Annotated in this window: 17 protein-coding genes and 2 pseudogenes; 8 read left to right on the top strand and 11 right to left on the bottom strand. The window is 70.9% G+C overall.

The features are described 5' to 3' along the window. Positions 1-18: 18 nt before the first annotated feature. The 4 genes from AB0I06_RS23385 to AB0I06_RS23400 all read right to left on the bottom strand — a co-directional run bounded on the left by AB0I06_RS23385 (position 19) and on the right by AB0I06_RS23400 (position 5,269). Positions 19-1,773: an NAD+ synthase gene (locus AB0I06_RS23385; protein WP_363120782.1), complete on the bottom strand. Its 1,755-nt coding sequence runs from the start codon at positions 1,771-1,773 to the stop codon at positions 19-21. 77 nt (positions 1,774-1,850) lie between these two features. After that, entirely contained in the window at positions 1,851-3,752 is a 1,902-nt protein-coding gene (locus AB0I06_RS23390; RefSeq protein WP_363120783.1) for a S53 family peptidase, read from the bottom strand. 228 nt (positions 3,753-3,980) lie between these two features. Then, positions 3,981-4,601 (bottom strand): DUF305 domain-containing protein, encoded by a 621-nt coding sequence (locus tag AB0I06_RS23395; protein WP_363120784.1) that lies wholly within the window; start codon positions 4,599-4,601, stop codon positions 3,981-3,983. Next, positions 4,598-5,269 carry a DUF3105 domain-containing protein gene (locus tag AB0I06_RS23400; RefSeq protein ID WP_363120785.1) on the bottom strand — a complete coding sequence of 224 codons (672 nt, stop codon included), beginning with the start codon at positions 5,267-5,269 and terminating at the stop codon, positions 4,598-4,600. Before AB0I06_RS23400 ends, AB0I06_RS23395 begins: the two co-directional genes overlap by 4 nt. 191 nt (positions 5,270-5,460) lie before the next feature. On the opposite strand from AB0I06_RS23400, the gene AB0I06_RS23405 reads away from it, so the two are divergent. After that, on the top strand, positions 5,461-5,940 hold the full coding sequence (locus tag AB0I06_RS23405; protein ID WP_363120786.1) for an Rrf2 family transcriptional regulator: 480 nt from the start codon (positions 5,461-5,463) through the stop codon (positions 5,938-5,940). 51 nt (positions 5,941-5,991) lie between these two features. Here the strand turns inward: AB0I06_RS23405 and AB0I06_RS23410 are convergent, their stop codons facing one another. Then, on the bottom strand, positions 5,992-6,498 hold the full coding sequence (locus AB0I06_RS23410) for a DinB family protein (RefSeq protein WP_363120787.1): 507 nt from the start codon (positions 6,496-6,498) through the stop codon (positions 5,992-5,994). A 106-nt stretch (positions 6,499-6,604) separates the two neighbouring features. Continuing rightward, positions 6,605-7,791: pseudogene (locus AB0I06_RS23415) on the bottom strand (globin domain-containing protein). Between the two features lie 290 nt (positions 7,792-8,081). On the opposite strand from AB0I06_RS23415, the gene glnA reads away from it, so the two are divergent. Then, a complete protein-coding gene (gene glnA / locus AB0I06_RS23420; RefSeq protein WP_363120788.1) occupies positions 8,082-9,443 on the top strand; it encodes a type I glutamate--ammonia ligase in 1,362 nt (453 codons plus the stop codon). Between the two features lie 219 nt (positions 9,444-9,662). On the opposite strand, the gene AB0I06_RS23425 is transcribed toward glnA, so the two are convergent. Continuing rightward, a complete protein-coding gene (locus AB0I06_RS23425) occupies positions 9,663-10,040 on the bottom strand; it encodes a MerR family transcriptional regulator (protein ID WP_363120789.1) in 378 nt (125 codons plus the stop codon). A gap of 71 nt (positions 10,041-10,111) precedes the next feature. Here AB0I06_RS23425 and AB0I06_RS23430 point away from each other — a divergent pair. After that, positions 10,112-10,839: pseudogene (locus AB0I06_RS23430) on the top strand (SDR family oxidoreductase). Between the two features lie 24 nt (positions 10,840-10,863). Here AB0I06_RS23430 and AB0I06_RS23435 read toward each other — a convergent pair. Both AB0I06_RS23435 and AB0I06_RS23440 read right to left on the bottom strand, forming a co-directional pair. Continuing rightward, on the bottom strand, positions 10,864-11,484 hold the full coding sequence (locus tag AB0I06_RS23435; RefSeq protein WP_363120790.1) for a glyoxalase: 621 nt from the start codon (positions 11,482-11,484) through the stop codon (positions 10,864-10,866). Positions 11,485-11,541: 57 nt separating this feature from the next. Continuing rightward, positions 11,542-11,988 carry a VOC family protein gene (locus AB0I06_RS23440; protein ID WP_363120791.1) on the bottom strand — a complete coding sequence of 149 codons (447 nt, stop codon included), beginning with the start codon at positions 11,986-11,988 and terminating at the stop codon, positions 11,542-11,544. Positions 11,989-12,331: 343 nt separating this feature from the next. Here AB0I06_RS23440 and AB0I06_RS23445 point away from each other — a divergent pair, with 343 nt between their 5' ends. After that, positions 12,332-15,340 (top strand): bifunctional [glutamine synthetase] adenylyltransferase/[glutamine synthetase]-adenylyl-L-tyrosine phosphorylase, encoded by a 3,009-nt coding sequence (locus AB0I06_RS23445; protein WP_363120792.1) that lies wholly within the window; start codon positions 12,332-12,334, stop codon positions 15,338-15,340. A gap of 45 nt (positions 15,341-15,385) precedes the next feature. On the opposite strand, the gene AB0I06_RS23450 is transcribed toward AB0I06_RS23445, so the two are convergent. Together AB0I06_RS23450 and AB0I06_RS23455 are read right to left on the bottom strand one after the other, a co-directional pair. Next, entirely contained in the window at positions 15,386-16,261 is an 876-nt protein-coding gene (locus tag AB0I06_RS23450) for a phosphatase PAP2 family protein (RefSeq protein WP_363120793.1), read from the bottom strand. Between the two features lie 93 nt (positions 16,262-16,354). After that, entirely contained in the window at positions 16,355-17,389 is a 1,035-nt protein-coding gene (locus tag AB0I06_RS23455) for a LacI family DNA-binding transcriptional regulator (RefSeq protein ID WP_363120794.1), read from the bottom strand. A gap of 391 nt (positions 17,390-17,780) precedes the next feature. Here AB0I06_RS23455 and AB0I06_RS23460 point away from each other — a divergent pair, with 391 nt between their 5' ends. The 4 genes from AB0I06_RS23460 to AB0I06_RS23475 all read left to right on the top strand — a co-directional run bounded on the left by AB0I06_RS23460 (position 17,781) and on the right by AB0I06_RS23475 (position 22,939). Further along, complete coding sequence (locus AB0I06_RS23460) at positions 17,781-19,049, top strand: extracellular solute-binding protein (protein WP_363120795.1); 1,269 nt, start codon at positions 17,781-17,783, stop codon at positions 19,047-19,049. Positions 19,050-19,167: 118 nt separating this feature from the next. Continuing rightward, entirely contained in the window at positions 19,168-20,172 is a 1,005-nt protein-coding gene (locus AB0I06_RS23465) for a sugar ABC transporter permease (protein ID WP_363120796.1), read from the top strand. Between the two features lie 14 nt (positions 20,173-20,186). Further along, positions 20,187-21,095, top strand: coding sequence for a carbohydrate ABC transporter permease (locus AB0I06_RS23470; protein WP_363120797.1), 909 nt, complete (start codon positions 20,187-20,189; stop codon positions 21,093-21,095). Between the two features lie 143 nt (positions 21,096-21,238). Continuing rightward, positions 21,239-22,939, top strand: a complete 1,701-nt coding sequence (locus AB0I06_RS23475; protein ID WP_363120798.1) for a glycoside hydrolase family 13 protein — start codon at positions 21,239-21,241, stop codon at positions 22,937-22,939. The last annotated feature ends 4 nt before the right edge of the window (positions 22,940-22,943 follow it).

Consider the following 22,943-nt stretch of genomic DNA (forward strand, 5'->3'; position numbering starts at 1 on the left):
GCTCCCGCTACGGCTCCCTCAGAGCGACTCCCGCCACCCGTTCGTGATGGGCAGACGCCGGTCCTTGCCGAAGCCCTTCGGGGAGATCTTCGTGCCCGGCGGGTACTGGCGCCGCTTGTACTCGGCGACGTCGACCATGCGCAGCGTCTTCGCGACCAGCTCGGCGTCGAACCCGGCCGCCACGATCTCGTCCGCGCCCCGGTCCCGGTCGACGTACAGCTCCAGGATCGCGTCCAGCACCGGGTAGTCCGGCAGCGAGTCCGTGTCCACCTGGCCCGGGCGCAGCTCCGCGCTCGGCGGCTTGGTGATCGAGTTCTCCGGGATCGGCGGGGTCTGGCCGCGTTCCCGGGCGGCCCGGTTGCGCCACTCGGCGAGGCGGAAGACCGACGTCTTGTAGACGTCCTTGATGGGCCCGTACGCCCCGACCGAGTCGCCGTAGAGCGTCGAGTAGCCCACCGCCAGCTCCGACTTGTTGCCGGGGGCGAGGACGATGTGGCCCTCCTGGTTGGACAGGGCCATCAGCAGCGTGCCGCGCAGACGCGACTGGAGGTTCTCCTCCGCCAGACCCGACAGGCCCAGCGAGCCCATGTAGGCGTCGAACATCGGCTCGATAGCGACCGTGCGGTAGTTCAGCCCCGTGCGGCGGGCCAGTTCGGCCGCGTCGTCCTTGGAGTGGTCCGAGGAGTACTTCGACGGCATCGACACGCCGTACACGTTCTGCGCGCCGACCGCGTCACACGCGATCGCCGCGACCAGCGCCGAGTCGATGCCGCCCGACAGGCCGATCAGGACCGACGTGAAACCGTTCTTCGCGACGTACGCCCGCAGGCCCACGACCAGGGCCGAGTAGACCTCCTCGTCGTCGTCCAGACGGTCCGCGTAGCCGCCCGTGAGCTCCGGCTCGTACGGGGCGAGCGGCTCCTCCGAGAGGACGACCCGGTCGATGCGCAGACCGTCGTCCACCACGCCCGTCGGCGCGTTCGCCGACGCCGCCGGCAGCTGGAGGTCCAGCACCACGCAGCCCTCGGAGAACTGCGGCGCCCGGGCCACGACCTCGCCGTCCTTGTCGACCACGATCGAGTCGCCGTCGAACACCAGCTCGTCCTGACCGCCGATCATGGCCAGGTACGCCGTGGTGCAGCCGGCCTCCTGGGCCCGCTTGCGGACCAGCTCGAGGCGCGTGTCGTCCTTGTTGCGCTCATAGGGGGAGGCGTTGATCGAGACCAGCAGGCCCGCCTGCGCCGAACGGGCGGCGGGGACGCGTCCGCCGTCCTGCCAGAGGTCCTCGCAGATGGCCAGGGCGACATCCACGCCGTGCACCCGCAGGATCGGCATGCTGTCACCGGGCACGAAGTAGCGGAACTCGTCGAACACGCCGTAGTTCGGCAGGTGGTGCTTGGCGAAGTTCAGGACCACCTCACCGCCGTACAGCACCGCGCCCGCGTTCTGCGGAGCGCCGGCCGGCTGGCCGTACTTCGGCTGGGCGGTGGCGCTGCGGTCGAGATAGCCGACGATCACCGGTAGCTGTCCGAAGCCCTCCTCGGCCAGGCGCGCGGCGAGAGCGCGCAGCGCCGCGCGGGAGGCCTCCACGAAGGACGACCTGAGCGCCAGGTCCTCGACGGGATACCCGGTCAGCACCATCTCGGGGAACGCCACGAGGTGCGCCCCCTGTTCGGCGGAGTGCCGGGTCCAGCGGACGATCGACTCGGTGTTACCGGCGAGGTCGCCCACGCCGGCGTCGATCTGGTTCAGGGCGAGACGTAGTTGAGGCACGCCGCCCAGTGTAATCGTCAGTGCGACACAATGGGGTGGTGTGGGTCATCCCACACCACCCCGTCCCCTTGCGGAGGTCAGTGCCGCCGGTACGACTCCACGTAGCCGTTCGCGGGCGAGCCCACGCCGGTGACGTCGTCGTAGCCCTTCACGGCTTCGAGTGAGCTGTCCTTGCCGAGGCTGCGCACGGACGTGTCGAGACCGTCCGTGGTGTCGTAGCCGTTGTGGAAGTCGACCCGTGCCACGGCGAGGCCCTTGCCCGTCGGGTTGTCGGTGACGTCGTGGTACACCTTCGAGCCGTACTTCGCGTAGATCACCGGATTGGCGAAGCCGATCGCCTTGCCGCGGGCCTCCTGGGCCAGGGCCTGGACGGCCGCGATGGTCGGCGCGGCGAGCGAGGTGCCGCCGATGCGGTACTCGCCGTACGCCTGCTTCTTCCCGTCCGGCGAGCTCTGCGTCTGCCCGACCAGGAAGCCGGTGTTCGGGTCGGCGATCGCCGCGATGTCCGGGACGACCCGGTTGCCGTCCGCGCTGTTGGCCTTCGCCAGCGTGTCCGGCACGACACCCCGCTGGTAGTCGGGCTCGGCGACGGTCCTGCTGGTGCCGCCGCCCGCGCCGGAGGTGAAGGCGCCGGGGAAGTCCGTCCAGCTCTTGCGGTCGGCCGACAGCGTCGCCTTGTCGGTGCCCCAGCCGGTCTCCCACAGGTACGTGTCGTTCTTGCCGACGGCCAGCGAGGTGCCGCCGACGGCCGTGACCCACGCCGAGTTGGCCGGGGAGTCGACCTGCTTCGTCCCGGAGCTCGCGACCTCGTCGCCGTCGTCGCCCGAGGAGAAGTAGAAGCCGATGCCCTCGACCGCGCCCAGCTGGAACACCTGGTCGTAGGCGGCGGCGAGGTCCGGCGTCTGCACGGCCTCGATCTCGCCCCAGGAGTTGGAGACGATGTCGGCCAGGTGGTGGTCGACGACCGTGCCGAGCGCGTCGAGCAGATCGCCGTCCGTGCAGGAGGCGGCGCCCACGTAGGTGACGTCCGCGGCCGGCGCGACCGCATGCACGGCCTCGACGTCCAGGGTCTCCTCGCCGTACCAGCCGGCCGCCCCGCAGTCCTCGGTGTTCGTGTACGTGTCGGGCAGGACCTGGTGGAGCTGGCCCGTCTTCCACGCCGCGTCGCCGTTGCGCTTGGCGTAGGTGCCGGCGTCGTAGGCGATCGTCGGGGAGGCGTACGCGTCCGTGATGGCGACCCGGACGCCCTTGCCGGTGCGCTTGCCCGCGCCGTACGCCGCCCGCAGCTGCTTGCCCGTGTAGCCCTTCACGGCGTACGGGATCTTCTCGCCGTACGCGCTCGGCAGCGTGCTCGCGGTGTTCGAGCCGTAGTACGAGGAGAACGGCCCGGCGTTGCGGAACACGGTGTCCGGCGGCGGCAGTCGGTCGTCGTGCGTGGCCATGTGCGGCGCGTTGTCCAGCCCGGTCACCGTCAGGACGGCGTCGGCCAGGCCCCGCGGCACGGAGGCGGTGCTCGCCGGGGCGCGGTAGGTCTTCGCGCCCTTGGCGAAGTTGTGCAGCTGCGTGCCGAACGCCTTCTCGGCGGCGGCCACGTCACCGGCGACCGAGACGTAGTGCCGCGTGACGCCGGTGACCTTCAGGCCGGCCGCCGTCAGCCAGGACTTGACGGCCGCCACCTGGGCCGCGGTGGCACCGAAGCGGGCCCGCGCCTGCTTGGCCGTCAGATACCTGCCGTACGACGCCGAGTTCGGGTCGGAGACGGCCTTGGCGTAGGCGGCGAGGCCCGCGGCGTCCTTGCCGGCGAGGTAGACCCGGGCCGAGACCCGGGCGCCGTCGGAGGTGGCGCCCTTGTCCGCCTTGGGCGTGGCCCAGGCGGGCCTGGTTCCGGCCAGCAGGTCGCGGACCGGGTGGTCGGCGGCGTGTGCCGCGGGTATGCCGAGCGCCAGCGCACCGGCGAGCATCGGCAAAGTCACTGCCATGCTCACCCCGGCGCGCGCGGTGGCGCGGTTGGATCTCAATGGAACCCCCTGTGCGGTTCGTCACGAGTGGATCACTCGACGATCGCCACTCTCGCGACGAACCCTTCATGCCAGGGAATGGCACAACCCAAGAAGCGCCCTACGCGGGCCAAGAAGAGCCCTACGCAGACCAAGAAGAGCCCAAGAGGGCGCCAATGGGGGCGATTTGAGGCTTACGCGCCTACCGCTCTACGGCCGCGGCGCCGCGCCCCGCTCCTTGAGCATGCCGGCCATCAGGGAGATCTCCGACCGCTGCGCGTCCACCATGCCCTGCGCGAGCCGCTTCTCCACCCCGACCGTGCACCGGTCCACACAGCCCTGCGCCATGTGGACACCGCCCCGGTGATGGTCCGTCATCAGCTGGAGGTAGAAGATCTCCGCCTGTTTCCCGCTGAGTTCACCGAGCTTCTTCATCTCGGAGTTGGCCGCCATGCCCGGCATCAGCGCGCCGTCCTTGCCGGAGGCCATGCCGCCCATGTCCATCCAGGTCATCGGCGGCTCGGAGGACACCTTGGGCAGCCCCCACAGGTCGAGCCAGCCGAGCATCATGCCGCGCTGGTTGGCCTGCGTCTGCGCGATGTCGTACGCGAGGCGCCGGACCTCCTCGTCCTTGGTGCGGTCGCGCACGATGTACGACATCTCCACGGCCTGCTGGTGGTGCACCGCCATGTCCCGCGCGAACCCGGCGTCCGCGGACTCGGCGGAGGGGGTCACGCTGCCGCCGTCGTCCCCGGCGACCGCGTAGGTGATCGCGCCGGCCGCGACGAGCGCCGCCGCCGCGGCCCCGGCGATCAGTCCCACCTGCCTCACTTGGACAGGCCGTTCGTGCAGGCGGCGCCGGGCTCGGGGGTCTGCTCGCCCTGCACGAACTTCTCGAAGAACGCGTCCACGTTCGGGTCGCTCGCGCCGGTCACCGTGCGCTGGTGGCCCCAGGCCGACAGCATGATCGGGTCCTTCTGGTCGTCCATCGGGCTCATCAGCGTGTACGGCGTCTTCTTCACCTTCGCCGCGAGCGCCTCGACGTCCGCCTTCTTGGCGTCGGCGTTGTACGTCACCCACACCGCGCCGTGCTCCAGCGAGTGCACGGCGTTGGTGTTGTTGATCTTCTCGGTGTAGACGTCGCCGTTGCAGTTCATCCAGACCGGGTTGTGGTCACCGCCGACCGGAGGCTCGGAGGCATACTTCACGGCCTTGGTGACGTGGTTGCGGGCCAGCTTCCCCTCCCAGGTCTTCACGCCGTCCTTGCCCGTCACGAACTTGCCCTTGCCCGAGGTGTCGCTCGCCGCCGCGGCGTCACCGCCCTTGCCGTCGTCCTGGGACCGTACGAGCACGACGCCGCCGATGACGAGTCCGGCGACGACCACCACGCTGGCCGCGATGGTGAGGATCCGGTTGCGGCGCTCACGGGCCTGCTCGGCACGCCGCATCTCCTCTATGCGCGCCTTGCGGTCCGTGCCGGTCTTGTTGGCGGAGCCCATGAGGTGTCCTTCGTGGGAAAAGTGACGGTCGGGTGAGCTGATCGTAAGGGGGGAGGCGGGGCGCCCCGTAGGGCAGCCGCCGGAATGGGCCGAATCGATACGGCACCGACAGCGGGGCGACAGCTTCCCGGGCCGGGGCGCCCCTCCCCGGAAAATTTGAACCCCGGATTCCCATTACCTACGCTGCCCGCATGCGGCTGCTGCGCTCCACCGACCTCGCCCTGCGGGTCCTGATGCGGCTCGCCGTCGCGGGCGGGTCGAGTCCGACGACCCGGGAGGTCGCGGAGGGCATGAACGTGCCCTACACCCACCTGGCGAAGGTCGTCGCCGAGCTCCAGCACATGGGCCTGCTCGCCGCCCGCCGCGGCCGGGGCGGCGGCCTCACCCTCACCGAGCAGGGCCGCACGGCCTCGGTGGGCGCCGTGGTCCGCGCCTTCGAGGGCGGCGGAGACGTCGTCGACTGCGAGGGCCCCACCCCCTGCCCGCTCAACTCCGCCTGCCGCCTGCGCGGCGCCCTGCGCCGGGCCCAGGAGGCCTTCTTCGCCTCACTGGACCCGGTCACCGTGCAGGACATCGTGGCGGAGCCGACCGGGGTGCTGCTGCTGGGGATCACGCGGGGCGCCGTCGACGAGCCCCATGAGGACTCGGGGCTGTCCGGCGGGCCCTGCTGATCACACCGGGCCCGCTCGGCAATTCGGCTCCGCCCCGTGATCTCCGCCGGATCAATTGCCGGTCGTGCCGTCGAGCATCTCGCGCAGGATGTCCAGGTGGCCGTTGTGGCGGGCCGTCTCCTCGGTGAGGTGGAGGAGGATCCAGCGCAGGTCGACGTGGAGGCCGTCGCGGATGGTTCCCTCGGCCCGCTTGTCCAGGTCGCTCCCGGCGACCAGTTCACGGTAGCGGGCGCTCTGACCGGCGTACTCGTCAAGCAACTGCGAGAGCGGGAAGTCGACGGCGATGCGCATCTCGCGGTCGGGGTCCTCATCCGTCATGGGGGCCAGGTCCTCCTCGCCGAGGAAGATCACCTGGAACCAGTAGTACTCCACCCAGCGCAGGTGGTTGATCACTCCGCTCATGGTCATCAGCGGTGAGCCCGGCAGGAGCGCCTTGCGGGCGTTCTCCGCCGAGACGCCGTCGCACTTGGCGCGGGCGGTTTCCCGGGTGTAGTCGAGGAATGTGGTGAGCTGGGTGCGTTCGTCCCACGCGGGCGGTGTGTCGTCGATTTTCGTCATCGCGCGAAGCGTCCCTGATCACCCCGGCCGATGTCGAGGCGTTTCCCGCAGGACCCGGCCCGCTCCACCCACCGCCGGCCGCCCCACGTGATCCTCCGGCCAGGCCTCAGGCCTCCTGTCCCGCCAGCCACAGGTCCGGGCCGAACACCTCGTAGTGGATGTCGGCGGCGGCCACGCCCTTCGCGAGCAGCTGGGCGCGCACCGCCCGCATGAAGGGGAGCGGGCCGCACAGGTACGCGCGCGTGCCCGGGGCGAGCGGGACGCCGGTGAGGTCGACGAGGCCGGGGTGCGTGCCGGCGCGCCCTGCTCGTACCAGAGGTGGACGGCCGCGTCCGGGAGCTTGGCCGCGTACGCCTCGTGATCGGCGCGCAGGGCGTGGGAGGCGGGGGAGCGGTCGGCGTGGACGACGGTGACCGGGGCGTGGTGCCCCGCGTCGGCGAGGTGGGCCAGCATCGCGGTCATGGGGGTCACTCCGATGCCCGCCGAGGCCAGCAGCAGGGGGGTGCCGGGACCGGCGTCCAGGACCAGGTCGCCGTACGGCTCGGACAGCTCCAGCACGTCACCCGCCCGCACGCGCGCGTGCAGGTGGTTCGAGACCTCGCCGTCGGGGGCGCCGGTCTCGCGCACGCGCTTGACGCTGATCTGCCGCAGGTCCGGGCCGGGTGCCCCGGACAGGCTGTACTGCCGTATCTGCCGGGCACCGTCCGCGAGGGCGACGCGCACGCTGACGTACTGGCCCGCGAGGAAGTCCCGCACCGGACCGCCGTCGGCCGGCCGCAGCCGGAAGGTGACGACGTCCGCCGTCTCGGTGACCCGCTCGACGACCTCCCAGGGGCGCCAGGCGGGCCCGCCGCGCTCCTCCCGCAGCCGCCGCTCCGCGGCGATCAGCGCGTTCGCCATCAGCCGGTAGACCTCGTCCCAGGCGGCGGCGACCTCGGGTGTGACGGCGTCACCGAGCACCTCGGCGATGGCGGCGAACAGGTGCTCGTGGACGATCCCGTACTGCTCCGGCGCGACACCGAGTGAGGCGTGCTTGTGGGCGATGCGCCGCAGCATCACGTCCGGCCGCTGCCCCGGGTGCTCCAGCAGGTGGGTCGCGAAGGCGGCGACGGAACCGGCCAGTGCCCGGCGCTGGGTGCCGGAGGCCTGGTTGCCCCGGTTGAACAGATCCCGCAGCAGCTCGGGGTGCGCCTCGAACAGCCCGGCGTAGAAGCGCTCGGTGATCGTGCCGAGGGCCGCGCCCACGGCGGGGAGCGTGGCGCGGACGGCGGCGGCGGACTGTTCGGACAGCATCAGGGCTCCTCAGGGCTCGATTGCGGGCACGCTACGTAAAGTTGCATCTGAGATGCAAATTATAAGGAGGCGCACCGAGAGGAACCGGCCGTTACGGATGCCGGTGCGAGCAGGCACTATGGGCGCAGGAGCGGTTCACTGCCGTGCGCGAGGCGTTCGACCCCGGGCCGGCCGGGCGATCATGGTCCGCAACGCGTACGAAATGGTGGTGTGGTGGGATGCTCAGGTGCCCGACCGCCTCCCGTGGTACGGAACAGGCGGCCTGACCAGCAAGGATGGGGAAGCGGAAGATGGACAAGCAGCAGGAGTTCGTGCTCCGGACCTTGGAGGAGCGCGACATCCGGTTCGTACGGCTGTGGTTCACGGACGTGCTGGGCTTCCTCAAGTCCGTCGCCGTGGCCCCGGCCGAGCTGGAGCAGGCCTTCGACGAGGGAATCGGCTTCGACGGCTCCGCGATCGAGGGCTTCGCCCGGGTCTACGAGTCCGACATGATCGCCAAGCCGGACCCGTCGACCTTCCAGATCCTGCCCTGGCGTGCGGAGGCCCCGGGCACGGCCCGCATGTTCTGCGACATCCTCATGCCGGACGGCTCCCCGTCCTTCGCCGACCCGCGCTACGTGCTGAAGCGCGCCCTGGCCCGCGCGAGCGACCTGGGCTTCACCTTCTACACGCACCCGGAGATCGAGTTCTTCCTGCTGAAGGACCGCCCGCTGGACGGCTCCCGTCCCACTCCGGCCGACAACTCCGGCTACTTCGACCACACCCCGACCAACGTCGGCATGGACTTCCGCCGCCAGGCGATCACCATGCTGGAGTCGATGGGCATCTCGGTGGAGTTCTCCCACCACGAGGGCGCGCCCGGCCAGCAGGAGATCGACCTCCGCTACGCCGACGCGCTGTCCACGGCCGACAACGTCATGACGTTCCGCCTCGTGATGAAGCAGGTGGCGCTGGAGCAGGGCGTGCACGCCACGTTCATGCCGAAGCCGTTCTCCGAGCACCCGGGCTCCGGCATGCACACCCACCTCTCCCTCTTCGAGGGCGACCGCAACGCCTTCTACGAGTCGGGCTCGGAGTACCAGCTCTCCAAGGTGGGCCGCTCCTTCATCGCGGGCCTGCTGCGGCACGCGGCGGACATCTCCGCGGTCACCAACCAGTGGGTCAACTCCTACAAGCGCATCTGGGGCGGCGCGGAGCGCACCGCGGGTGCGGGCGGCGAGGCGCCCTCGTACATCTGCTGGGGCCACAACAACCGCTCGGCGCTGGTCCGCGTGCCCATGTACAAGCCCGGCAAGACGGGCTCGGCTCGCGTCGAGGTCCGCTCCCTCGACTCCGGCGCGAACCCCTACCTGGCCTACGCGGTGCTGCTGGCCGCCGGCCTGAAGGGCATCGAGGAGGGCTACGAACTCCCGCCGGGCGCCGAGGACGACGTCTGGGCCCTGTCCGACGCGGAGCGCCGCGCGATGGGCATCGAGCCGCTGCCGCAGAACCTGGGCGAGGCCCTGACCCTGATGGAACGCAGCGACCTGGTCGCCGAGACGCTCGGCGAACACGTCTTCGACTTCTTCCTGCGGAACAAGCGGCAGGAGTGGGAGGAGTACCGCTCCGAGGTGACCGCGTTCGAGCTGCGGAAGAACCTGCCGGCGCTGTAAGGGCAGCAGGTCAGGGCGGGTTCACGCTGCTTCAGCGGAAGGGGCCGACGGTCGCGGACCGTCGGCCCCGTCGCGTGCCCGTTCCGTGGGGGCCCGTCCGTGAGCCTTCCGACCGGCACACGGAGACCCCAGTGGATGGCAATCCTCGCTCATGGCCCGCATCGGGGCGGCCTGGTCCTCCAGCCGTGGATCGCTGGTGCGACGCCCGGCCGGCCGCGCCTACGGGTGCGTGTCCGTGATCGCGATGACCTCGTCGAGGCGGTCCAGGGCAGCCTGCAAGTCGTCGACCTTGGCCTGGATGCGGTCCCGCTCGGCACGCAGCATGGCTCGCTGCTCGGCGTCGGTGTGCCCGGAGTCCCAGCACGGAAGGAGTTCCGAGATCCTCCGGCTGGTCAGGCCGGCGGCGAACATCTGCTGGAAGAAGCGGACCAGGGCGACGGCATCCTGCCGGTAGAGGCGCTGGCCGGATCGGCTGCGCTCGGCGATGAGCAGCCCCTGCTGCTCGTAGTAGCGCACGGCGCGTACCGAGACACCGGCACCCCGCGCCACCTCGCCGATGCGGATCAGCCGCTCGGCAGCGGCCTCTGTGACGGTCATGGCGATTGCTTCTCCCGGCCCTGATGATGCGCTTGCCTCTGACGCTGGCGTCAGGTTTTGGCGTACGGGGCATGGACATCACCAACTCGGTCGCCCTTGTCACCGGAGCCAACCGCGGCCTGGGCCGCGCCTTCGCCCAGCGCCTGCTCGAACGGGGCGCCCGCAAGGTCTACGCGACGGCTCGCCGGCCCGAGACCGTGGACCTGCCCGGGGTCGACGTGCTGCCCTCGACATCGCCGATCCCGCATCCGTGAGGGCCGCAGCCGAGGCCGCCCCGGACGTTTCGCTGCTCATCAACAACGCGGGGATCCAGACGGGGACCGACCTCGTGACCGGTTCGCTGGACGCGGTACGGCACGAGCTGGAGACCAACATGTTCGGCCACCTGGGAATGATCAGGGAGTTCGCGCCGGCGCTCGCCGGGAACGGCGGGGGCGCGATCGTCAACGTCCTCTCCGCCATGTCATGGTTCGGAGGCAAGGGCGCCAATGCCTACCACCTGACCAAGGCCGCCGCCTGGGCCATGACCAACGGCGTCCGCCTGGAACTCGCCGAGCAGGGCACGCTCGTGACAGCGGTGCACCTCGGCCTGGCCGACACCGACATGGCCGCGGGCTGGCCCGTGGCCAAGATCGCGCCGTCGGACCTGGCCGACGCGGTGCTCGACGGTGTCGAGGCGGGCTCCGCCGAGGTCCTCGCCGACCAGTGGAGCCGGGACGTCAAGTCCCGGCTGCCGTTGACGCCGGAGGAATTCAACGCCGCGATGGACCGCGCCCTGGCGGCGCTGACGGCGGCATGACGGAAGAACCTGCCGGCGCCGCACTCACACCGACGCGTTCTCCGAAGCCGTCGTCCAGGCGAAGCCGTCCGGGTCGGTGAACGGCTGCGTGTCGCTGCCGATGGTGAGGCGGTGGGAGCCGGTGCCGTCGGGGGAGACGCCGACGAGCTTGGCGAGGCCGTGGCGCTTGTACAGGGCCAGTTTGACCGGGCCCGTGGCGAACTCGACGTACTTGCCGCCGAAGCTCTTTCCCACGGCCAGACCGTGCTCGACGTAGAACTTCTTGCTGCTCTTCACGTCCTCGACGCCCAGCAGCAGGACGAACTCGTCGACCCGCCCGGTCGCCGGGCCGGTGTTCTTCTTCGACGACGACGCCAGCTGCCAGATCGTCCCGTCCGGGGCCTGGACGACGCCTCCGTAGCCCCAGAGCGACTTGGCGGCGGGCTTCAGCGTCGTCGCGCCGGCCCGCACGGCCGCGTCCAGGAGGGCGTCCACATCGGCCGGCTGGGCGACCACGAGCGACAGCGTGAACCCGCGGAAGCCGGTGCTCGGCGCGTCCGACGCGGCCAGGCGCAGCCGGTCGTCCAGGCCGAAGGCGGTGGAGTAGAAGCGGTCGGCGGCCGCGCGGTCGGCCACCTCGAGCGTGACGGATGCGATGGAAGTCATGACGACGACGCTATGCGCGCCCCGGCGGTCCCGCTTCTCGATTCCTGACCCGGTTGGTCAGGCCTGGCGCCGCTTCAAGTCCGCCAGCAGCTGGTGCAGCGGCTCCGTGGCCCTGCGCCGGTACTCCTGCACCGCCCAGCCATTGCCGTCCGGGTCCCGGAAGTGCATGAACGTGGCACCGTCGTCGGGGGAGTACCGGACCGGTTCCGAGACGTCGAGGCCGCGCGCCACCAGCTCCGCGTGGGCGGCCTCGATGTCGGCGACGCACAGTTGCAGGCCCTGGTACGAGCCCGGGGCCGGGGTGGGGCCCGGGGTCATCTGCCAGATCGACTCGCCCAGGGCGATCGAACAGCCGGAGCCGGGAGGGGTCAGCTGGACGATCCGCATCCCGGGCATGACCTCCTGGTCGATGTCCACGTGGAAGCCGACCTTGTCCCGGTAGAAGTCCCGGGCGCGGTCGATGTCGGACACGGGCAGCGGGATGACTTCGAGCGTGATGTCCACGGCGTGACTCCTTCGTCCGGCCTCATGGGAACCGCCACCTCGTCCGGCTGCGAACCGGCTGAACGGCTCCTCCTCACCGAAGCCGAAAACGCCGTGCGGCGCCACCGAGTGGACCGCCGCCCGGCCCGCGCCGTGACGGAAATGGCCCCGTGCGTCTCCCGCGGCTCCGGAAACCGTCGTACCGCGCCCGCCGCGTCGCGGCCTCCCCGGTGGCCACACGCGCCTCCCGCACCCCGTCCGCCAGGCGAACTCGGCGGCGCTCGTCCGGGCCCGTGCGGTTAGGCTCAAAGCCGTACGACCTTGATCCGATGGACGTCCGAGGAACAGTGCGAAGGAGGCCCGGATGACGGCGGCGCCGGGGCGCAGGAGCAGTACCTTCACACGACTGCTGCGGCACGGCTTCACCGACGCCTCCGCCGCCGAACGGCTGCTGGACAGCCCGGAGCTCGCGCCGCTGCGTGACGACCCGGTGCTGCTGGAGGCGCTGGGCGCCACCGCCGACCCCGACCTCGCGCTGCTGGGACTGGTCCGGCTGCTGGAGGCCCAGCAGAGCCCCGGCGCCCGCCGGGAACTGCTCGACACGCTGATCTCGTCCAAGCCGCTGCGCGACCGCCTCCTCGGCGTCCTCGGCGCGTCCACCGCCCTCGCCGACCACCTCACCCGGCACCCGGACGACTGGCAGGCGCTCGTCATGTACGAGGCGTACGACCTGCACCCCGGGGTGGCCGAGTTCGAAGCCGGTCTCGCGCAGGCCACCGACCCGGTCTCCCTGCGCGTCGCCTACCGGCGCTGCCTGCTGTCCATCGCCGCCCGGGACGTCTGCGGCACCACCGGTGTCGCCGAGTCGGCCGCCGAGCTCGCCGACCTCGCCACCGCCACCCTGCGCGCCGCCCTCGGGATCGCCGAGGCAGCCGCCCCCGAGGACGCCGCCCTGTGCCGGCTCGCGGTCATCGCGATGGGCAAGTGCGGCGGCCACGAGCTGAACTACGTCTCGGACGTGGACGTCATCTTCGTCGGGGAGACCACCGAGGGCACCGACGAGACCAAGGCCCTGCGCGCCGCCACCCGGCTCGCCTCGCACATGATGCGGATCTGCTCCGAGACCACGGTCGAGGGCTCCATCTGGCCCGTGGACGCCAACCTGCGGCCCGAGGGCCGCAACGGCCCCCTCGTGCGGACGCTCTCCAGCCACCTCGCCTACTACCAGCGCTGGGCCAAGACCTGGGAGTTCCAGGCGCTGCTCAAGGCCCGCCCGGTGGCCGGCGACCTCGACCTCGGCGCGGAGTACGTCGACGCCGTCCAGCCCCTGGTGTGGAAGGCCGCCGAACGCGAGAACTTCGTGCCCGACGTGCAGAAGATGCGCCGCCGGGTCGTGGAGAACATCCCCGCCGCCGAGGTCGACCGCCAGCTGAAGCTCGGCCCCGGCGGCCTCAGGGACGTCGAGTTCGCCGTGCAGCTGCTCCAGCTGGTGCACGGCCGGGCCGACACCTCCCTGCGCAGCGGCACGACCCTGGACGCGCTGGAGGCCCTCGCCGCCGGCGGCTACGTCGGCCGGTCCGACGCGGCCCAGCTCGACGAGGCCTACCGCTTCCTGCGCTCCATGGAGCACCGCATCCAGCTGTTCCGGCTGCGCCGCACCCACCTCGTCCCGCAGGACGAGGCCGAGCTGCGCCGCATCGGCCGCTCCCTCGGTCTGCGCAAGGACCCCGTCGCCGACCTGCACCGCGAGTGGCGGCGGCACGCCACCGTCGTACGCCGTCTGCACGAGAAGCTCTTCTACCGGCCGCTGCTGGACGCCGTCGCCCAGCTCGCCACCGGCGAGGCCCGGCTGAGCACCGAGGCGGCACGGGAGCGCATGGTCGCCCTGGGCTACGCCGACCCGGCCTCCGCCCTGCGGCACCTGGAGGCCCTGGCCTCCGGCGTCACCCGCAAGGCGGCCATCCAGCGCACCCTGCTGCCCGTGCTGCTCGGCTGGTTCGCCGACTCCGCCGACCCGGACGCGGGCCTGCTGGGCTTCCGCAAGGTCTCGGACGCGCTCGGCAAGACCCCCTGGTACCTGCGGCTGCTGCGCGACGAGGGCGCCGCCGCGCAGAACCTCGCCCGGGTGCTGTCCGCCGGCCGCCTCGCTCCCGACCTGCTGATGCGCGCCCCGGAGGCGGTCGCGCTGCTCGGCGACGGGGACGGCGGCGGCCTGGAACCCCGGCCGCGCGCCCATCTGGAGCAGGAGATACTCGCCGCCGTGCGCCGGGCCGACGGCGCCGCCCAGGCCGTCACGGCGGCCCGCGGGGTGCGCCGCCGCGAGCTGTTCCGCACGGCCGCCGCCGACATCGTCGGCTCCTACGGCACCGAGGAGCAGCCCGCGGAGGCCGACCAGGGCGCCCTGGTGGACCGGGTCGGCGGCGCGGTGTCGGACCTGACCGCAGCGACCCTGTCCGGCACGCTCCGCGCGGTCGTGCGCGACGGCTGGGGCGACGAGCTGCCCACCCGGTTCGCGATCATCGGCATGGGCCGGTTCGGCGGCCACGAGCTGGGCTACGGCTCCGACGCGGACGTGCTGTTCGTGCACGAGCCGCGCGACGGCGTCGACGAGCGGGAAGCCTCCCAGGCGGCCAACAAGGTCGTCTCCGAGATGCGCCGCCTGCTCCAGATCCCCAGCGCCGACCCGCCCCTGCTCATCGACGCCGACCTGCGCCCGGAGGGCAAGTCCGGCCCGATGGTCCGCACCCTCAAGTCGTACGAGGCGTACTACCGCCGGTGGGCCCTGACGTGGGAGTCGCACGCGCTGCTGCGGGCCGAGCCCGTCGCCGGCGACGAGGAGCTGGGACGCCGCTTCATCGAGTTGATCGACCCGCTGCGCTACCCGGCGGACGGGCTCACCGACGATGCCGTCCGTGAGATCCGGCGGCTGAAGGCCCGCATGGAGTCCGAGCGGCTGCCGCGCGGCGCCGACCCCAAGCTGCACGCCAAGCTCGGGCCCGGCGGCCTGTCCGACGTGGAGTGGACCGTGCAGCTCATGCAGCTGCGGCACGGCTCGACACAGCCGGGCCTGCGCACCACCCGCACCCGGGAGGCGCTGGCCGCCGCCCGCGCGGCCGGACTCATGTCGGACGAGGACGCGGCGATCCTCGACGAGGCCTGGGTCCTGGCGACCCGCGTCCGCAACGCGGTGATGCTGGTACGCGGCCGGGCCGGCGACACCTTCCCGACGGAGCCCCGGGAACTGGCGGCCGTGGGCAGGTACCTGGGACACGGCCCGGGCCACGCGGGCGACATGCTCGACGAGTACCGGCGGACGGCGCGCCGGGCGCGCGGTGTGGTGGACGAACTGTTCTACGGCGCCGCCGACCGCTAGGACGGCCCGGTCCGCACCGCACCGGGCCTCTGCCGCCGGCCGCTCTCACTCCGCCCGCGCGCCCGACCTCGGTCGCGACCCGGCCTCCCCCGGCCCCCGCACCGGCACGCCCCGCGGCAGCGCGTACGGCTGCCTGCCGTACCAGAGGCGGGCCACCGTGAAGCCGAAGGTCAGGCACAGCACACCGCCGACCGCGTCCAGCCAGAAGTGGTTGGCCGTGGCGACGATGACCACCAGCGTCAGCGTCGGGTACAGCAGGCCCAGCACCCGCGCCCAGGGGACGGTGGCCAGGGCGAAGACCGTCAGCCCGCACCACACGGACCAGCCGATGTGCATCGACGGCATCGCGGCGTACTGGTTGGACATGTGCTTGAGGTCGCCGGACGCCATCGAACCCCAGGTCTGGTGGACCATGACCGTGTCGATGAAGCCGCCGCCGTTCATGAGCCGCGGGGGCGCAAGGGGATACAGGTAGTAACCGACCAGGGCGACGGCCGTGGTCGCGAACAGTGCCAGGCGGGTCGCCGCGTAACGGCCGGGATGGCGACGGTACAGCCACACCAGGACACCCAGTGTGACGATGAAGTGGAGTGTCGCGTAGTAGTAGTTCATCCCGACGATGAGCCAATGCACCGAGTTCACGGCGTGGTTGACCGACTCCTCGACGGCGATGCCCAGATCGTTCTCGATCCGCCAGATGAAGTCGGCGTTGCGCAGCGCCTCGGCCTTCTGCTCGGGCACGGCGTTGCGGACGAGCGAGTACGTCCAGTAACTCACCGCGATCAGCAGGATCTCGAACCAGAACCGGGGCCGGCGCGGGGCGCGCAGCCGGCGCAGCGTACCGCGCCCCGAATCGGCCGCAACGGGGTCCGGGAGGGCCGCTTCCAGGCCCTCCGGCTTCGTTACGGTCGTTTCACCCATAGGCGCAAAGTCTGCCAGAAAAGGACTTACCCACCGATCATCCCGCGGCCCCGTGCGGGCCGCATGTCCTACGGCGAGATCAGGCCGCAGGGCTCAGGAGCGACCGCGTTCCCCGGGAGCCGAAGCCGTCGAACCGCGCACCACCAGCTCCGGCATGAACACGAACTCGCTGTGCGGCGCGGGCGTCCCGCCGATCTCCTCCAGCAGCGTGCGCACCGCCGCCTGGCCCATCGCCGGGACCGGCTTGCGGATCGTGGTCAGGGGCGGGTCGGTGAAGGCGATCAGCGGGGAGTCGTCGAAGCCGACCACGGAGATGTCCTTCGGCACGTCCAGACCGAGCTGCCGGGCCGCCCGGATCGCGCCCAGCGCCATCATGTCGCTCGCGCACACCACGGCCGTGCAGTTCCGGCCGATCAGTGCCGTGGCCGCGGCCTGGCCGCCCTCCAGGGTGTACAGCGAGTGCTGCACCAGTTCCGTCTCGACGGTCTCGGCGCTCAGGCCCAACTGGTCCTGCACACAGCGCACGAACCCCTCGATCTTGCGCTGCACCGGCACGAACCGCTTGGGTCCGAGGGCCAGACCGATCCGGGTGTGCCCCAGGGACACCAGGTGCGTGACCGCCAGGCTCATCGCCGCGCGGTCGTCGGGGGAGATGAACGGCGCCTGCACCTTCGGCGAGAAACCGTCGACCAGTACGTAGGGCACGCCCTGGGCGCGCAGCCGGTCGTAGCGCTGCATGTCGGCGGTGGTGTCGGCGTGCAGTCCGGAGACGTAGATGATGCCGGCGACGCCGCGGTCGACGAGCATCTCGGTCAGTTCGTCCTCGGTCGAGCCGCCCGGCGTCTGCGTGGCCAGCACCGGCGTGTAGCCCTGCCGCGTCAGCGCCTGGCCGATGACCTGCGCCAGGGCCGGGAAGATCGGGTTCTCCAGCTCCGGGGTGATCAGGCCGACCAGGCCCTCGCTGCGCTGGCGCAGCCGCACCGGACGTTCGTAGCCCAGGACGTCGAGGGCGGCCAGCACGGACTGGCGGGTGGTGGCGGCGACGCCCGGCTTCCCGTTGAGGACGCGGCTGACGGTCGCCTCGCTCACCCCCGCCTGCAACGCGATGTCCGCAAGCCGTGTGGTCACAGCACCGGACTGTAGCGGCCGGGGTTCTCCTTGCACACCGACGGGACGCCTGATGCGCGCCGTCGCACGGCCCGCTGCGGGTGGCTTGGTCATCGCGGTCCCTCGAAAGTCGTGGTCGGCGTCCGATCCGCAACGGATGATTCCCCCGGCGGACACGGATGGCAAGTGCTTGCAGAGTCTTGCACAGCTGTCCGACTCCCTGCCGAACAGCGGTAAGTCCGGGCTTCGGGGTGGTCGAGAGGAGGTCACGGCGGAATAACCATCCGCACCTCTTGCAACTTTTTGCTGCAAGGTCTTTCGCAAGGTGTTGCAGCGCGGCTAATCTCACCGACGCCCGGCCGCCAACGGCGCAGTCGGCAGCACGAACGGGCTTCACCCTCAAGGAGAACTCATGCGGCGTGGCATAGCGGCCACCGCGCTGGTGGCGTCCCTCGCCCTGGCGGCGACGGCCTGCAACGGAAGCGACAGCGGCGACGAGGCCGGCGGCCCGGTCACCATCACCTGGTGGGACACCTCCAACGCGACCAACGAGGCGCCGACGTACCAGGCCCTGGTCAAGGAGTTCGAGGCCGCCAACAAGGGCATCAAGGTCAAGTACGTCAACGTCCCCTTCGACCAGGCGCAGAACAAGTTCGACACCGCCGCCGGTTCCAAGGGCGCCCCGGACGTGCTGCGCTCCGAGGTCGGCTGGACCCCCGCATTCGCCAAGAAGGGCTTCTTCGCGCCGCTGGACGGCACCGAGGCCCTCGCCGAGCAGGGCAAGTTCCAGCCCAGCCTGATCGAGCAGGCCAAGTACGAGGGCAAGACCTACGGCGTCCCCTTCACCACGGACACCCTCGCCCTCGTCTACAACAAGGCCCTGTACAAGAAGGCCGGCGTCGAGGCCCCCAAGACCTGGGACGACCTGAAGAAGGCCGCCGCCACCATCAAGGCGAAGACCGGCGTCGACGGCTACTGGGGCTCCACCCAGGCCTACTACGCCCAGACCTTCCTCTACGGCGAGGGCACCGACACCGTCGACGTCGACGCCAAGAAGATCACCGTCACCTCGCCCCAGGCCAAGAAGGCCTACGGCACGTGGCAGAGCCTGTTCAAGGGCAAGGGCCTGCACAAGGCCGACACCACCGCCGACGCCTACGCCCACATCCAGGAGGCGTTCGTCAGCGGCAAGGTCGCCTCGATCGTCCAGGGCCCGTGGGAGATCACGAACTTCTACAAGGGCTCGGCCTTCAAGGACAAGAACAACCTCGGCATCGCCACCGTCCCGGCCGGCTCCAGCGGCAAGGCCGGAGCCCCGACCGGCGGCCACAACCTCTCGGTGTACGCGGGCTCGGACAAGGCCCACCAGGAGGCCTCGCTGAAGTTCGTGAAGTTCATGACCTCGGCCAAGGCCCAGGAGACCATCGCGCTGAAGAACAACACGCTCCCCACGCGCGAGGACGCCTACACGGCCGAGGTCAAGGCCGATCCGGGCATCGCCGGCTACCAGGGCGTGCTCTCCGCCGCCCAGCCGCGCCCGGCGCTGCCGGAGTACAGCTCCCTGTGGGGCCCGCTCGACGACGAGCTCATCGAGATCGCCGGTGGCAAGGAGTCCCTCGACAAGGGCCTCGGCGACGCCGAGACCGCCATCGCCAAGCTGGTGCCGGACTACAGCAAGTGACCGCCGCGTGGCCGCCGGGTCCCCCTGTCATGGGGGAGGGGACCCGGCGGCCACCGGCCCGCGCCTGTGCCCGGGCAGCCTCCCTTGAACTCCTTGAACTTGCAGAAGGTGTCGAACCATGACAGTCGCCATCGACCGAGCGACCGGCAAGCGGCGCGGTGAGCGGGAACCACGGCCCGGACCGGTGCAGCGGCTGAGGAACGGACTCACCAAGCACTGGTACGCCTACGCGATGATCGCCCCGGTGGCGATCGTCCTCGGGGTCCTGGTGCTGTACCCGCTGGGGTACGGCCTGTACCTCACCCTCACCGACGCCACCAGCCTGAACACCGCCCGCACGATCGGTGTCAACGAGATCGACGCCACCTACAAGTTCATCGGCCTGGACAACTACGCCGACATCCTGTGGGGTCCGACCTCGTACGACCGCTTCTGGTCGCACTTCCTGTGGACGGTCTTCTGGACGGCCGCCTGTGTCACCCTGCACTACGGCATCGGCCTGGGCCTGGCCCTGCTGCTCAACCAGAAGCTGCGCGGCCGCACCCTCTACCGCATGATCCTGGTGCTGCCCTGGGCGGTGCCCACGTTCGTCACCGTCTTCGGGTGGCGGTTCATGCTCGCCGACGGCGGCATCATCAACAGCGGCCTGGACTTCCTGCACCTGCCGACACCGTCGTGGCTGGAGGACACCTTCTGGCAGCGGTTCGCCGCGATCATGGTCAACACTTGGTGCGGTGTGCCGTTCATGATGGTCTCGCTCCTCGGCGGCCTGCAGTCCATCGACGCGAGCCTGTACGAGGCCTCGGAGATGGACGGCGCGGGCGCCTGGCAGCGCTTCCGCTACGTCACCCTGCCCGGTCTCAGGTCCGTCAGCACCACGGTCGTCCTGCTCGGTGTCATCTGGACGTTCAACCAGTTCGCCATCATCTTCCTGCTGTTCGGCAACACCGCCCCCGACGCGCAGATCCTCGTGACCTGGGCCTACCAGCTGGGCTTCGGCCAGCAGCCGCGCGACTACGCGCAGTCCGCCGCCTACGGGATCCTGCTGCTGTCGATCCTGATCGTCTTCACCTCCTTCTACCGCCGCTGGCTGAACCGCAACGAGCAGCAGCTCGCGATCTGAGGCAGGAGTCCGAAATGAGTACGACCACCGTCGAGAACTCCGCCCCGGCGACCGGGCGGCGCCCCGCGAACGCCCCCGCCCGGACGCGCCGGCGCGGCGAGCAGAGCCGCGCGGCCGCCCTCGCCTCGCACGCCGTGCTGATCGTCGCCAGCCTGGCCGCGCTCTTCCCGGTCGCCTGGCTGTTCTTCCTGTCCCTCGGACCGGACAAGGACGACTACCTCCACCCCGGGCGCATCTGGGGCAAGATGACGCTCGACAACTACGCGTTCGTCCTTCAGGACACCAGCTTCTTCGACTGGCTGAAGAGCACACTGGTCGTCGTGCTGGGCACCACGCTCATCGGCGTCGTCGTCGCCGCGTCCACCGGCTACGCCGTCTCCCGCATGCGCTTCCCCGGCTACCGCAAGCTGATGTGGGTGCTGCTCGTCACCCAGATGTTCCCCATCGCGGTACTGATCGTGCCGATGTACCAGATCCTGTCGGATCTCCAGCTCATCGACAGCTACCTTGGTCTCATCCTTGTCAACTGCACCACGATCGTGCCGTACTGCGCCTGGCTGATGAAGGGCTATTTCGACACCATCCCGTTCGAGATCGACGAGGCCGGGCGCGTCGACGGGCTGACCCCCTTCGGCACGTTCGCGCGGCTGATCCTGCCGCTCGCCAAGCCGGGACTCGCGGTCGCGGCGTTCTACAGCTTCCTCACGGCCTTCGGTGAGGTCGCGTTCGCCTCGACGTTCATGCTCAGCGACGACAAGTACACCTTCGCCGTCGGTCTGCAGACGTTCGTCAGCGAGCACGACGCGCAGCGCAATCTGATGGCCGCGACGGCCGTACTGATCGCGATACCGGCCGCCCTCTTCTTCTACCTCGTGCAGAAGAACCTGGTGACCGGGCTCACCGCCGGTGGCACGAAGGGGTGACCGGTGCCCCTCGGGGCGCTGCCCAACGGCACGTCACAAGCCCGGGGCGGCCGCGGTGCCCATCCGACCCCGCTGTACCGCGGCCGCCTCGTCACCACCCCACGTCTCACATGACCACAACCTCGTTACGCATCAAGGACGACATGAGCCAGCACTCAGCCGCACCTGCCCCCACCGCCGCGTCCGCCGTGGCCGTCGTCAAGCGCCGCGACTGGTGGCGGGACGCGGTGATCTACCAGGTGTACCCGCGCAGCTTCGCCGACAGCAACGGTGACGGCATGGGCGACCTGGAGGGTGTCCGCACCCGTCTGCCGTACCTGCGCGACCTCGGCGTGGACGCCGTGTGGCTCAGCCCCTTCTACGCCTCGCCGCAGGCCGACGCCGGCTACGACGTGGCCGACTACCGGGCCGTCGACCCCATGTTCGGCAACCTCCTGGACGCCGACGCGCTGATCCGCGACGCCCACCGGCTGGACCTGCGCATCATCGTCGACCTCGTGCCCAACCACTCCTCGGACCAGCACGAGTGGTTCAAGCGGGCCGTCGCCGAAGGCCCCGGCTCCCCGCTGCGGGAGCGCTACCACTTCCGCCCCGGCAAGGGCGAGAACGGCGAACTGCCGCCCAACGACTGGGAGTCGATCTTCGGCGGCCCGGCCTGGACCCGGGTCACCGAGCCCGACGGCACGCCCGGCGAGTGGTACCTGCACCTCTTCGCCCCCGAGCAGCCCGACTTCAACTGGGACCACCCCGCGGTCGGCGACGAGTTCCGCTCCATCCTGCGCTTCTGGCTGGACATGGGCGTCGACGGCTTCCGGATCGACGTGGCGCACGGTCTGGTGAAGGCGGACGGCCTGCCCGACCTTGGATCCCACGATCAGGTGAAGCTGCTGGGCAACGATGTCATGCCGTTCTTCGACCAGGACGGCGTGCACGAGATCTACCGGCAGTGGCGGCTGATCCTCGACGAGTACGCGGGGGAGAGGATCTTCGTGGCGGAGGCCTGGACCCCGACCATCGAGCGCACCGCCCACTACGTCCGTCCGGACGAGCTGCACCAGGCCTTCAACTTCCAGTACCTGAGCACCCACTGGGACGCCGCTCAGATGCGCGAGGTCATCGACCGCACCCTGGATGCCATGCGCCCGGTCGGCGCCCCCGCCACCTGGGTGCTGTCCAACCACGACGTCACCCGGCACGCCACCCGCTTCGCCAACCCGCCCGGCCTCGGCACCCAGATCCGCCTGGCCGGCGACCGGGAACTGGGCCTGCGCCGGGCCCGGGCCGCGACCCTGCTGATGCTCGCGCTGCCCGGCTCGGCCTACATCTACCAGGGCGAGGAGCTCGGCCTGCCCGACGTCGTCGACCTGCCCGACGAGGTGCGCCAGGACCCGGCGTACTTCCGGGGCGCGGGCCAGGACGGCTTCCGCGACGGCTGCCGGGTGCCGATCCCGTGGACCCGGACGGGCTCGTCGTACGGCTTCGGTGACGGCGGAAGCTGGCTGCCGCAGCCCGAGGGCTGGGGGGAGCTGAGTGTCGAGGCGCAGTCGGGCGAGCCCGGCTCGACGCTGGAGCTGTACCGTGCCGCGCTCGCGGTGCGCCGCGAGCAGGCGGACCTCGGCGCGGGCACGTCCGTGGAGTGGCTGCGGGCGCCCGAGGGCGTGCTGGCCTTCCGGCGCGGAGAGTTCGTGTGTGTCGCCAACACCACCGGCGAATCGGTGGCGATGCCCGCGTACGGCCGGGTGCTGGTGGCGAGCGGCGAGATCGTCGAGGTCGACGACGAGGCGAAGGTGCCGGCCGACACCACGGTGTGGTGGACCACCGCCACCGCACAGGACCGCGCCTGATTTT

Source organism: Streptomyces sp. NPDC050674 (genome assembly GCF_040654575.1).
Lineage (GTDB): Bacteria > Actinomycetota > Actinomycetes > Streptomycetales > Streptomycetaceae > Streptomyces.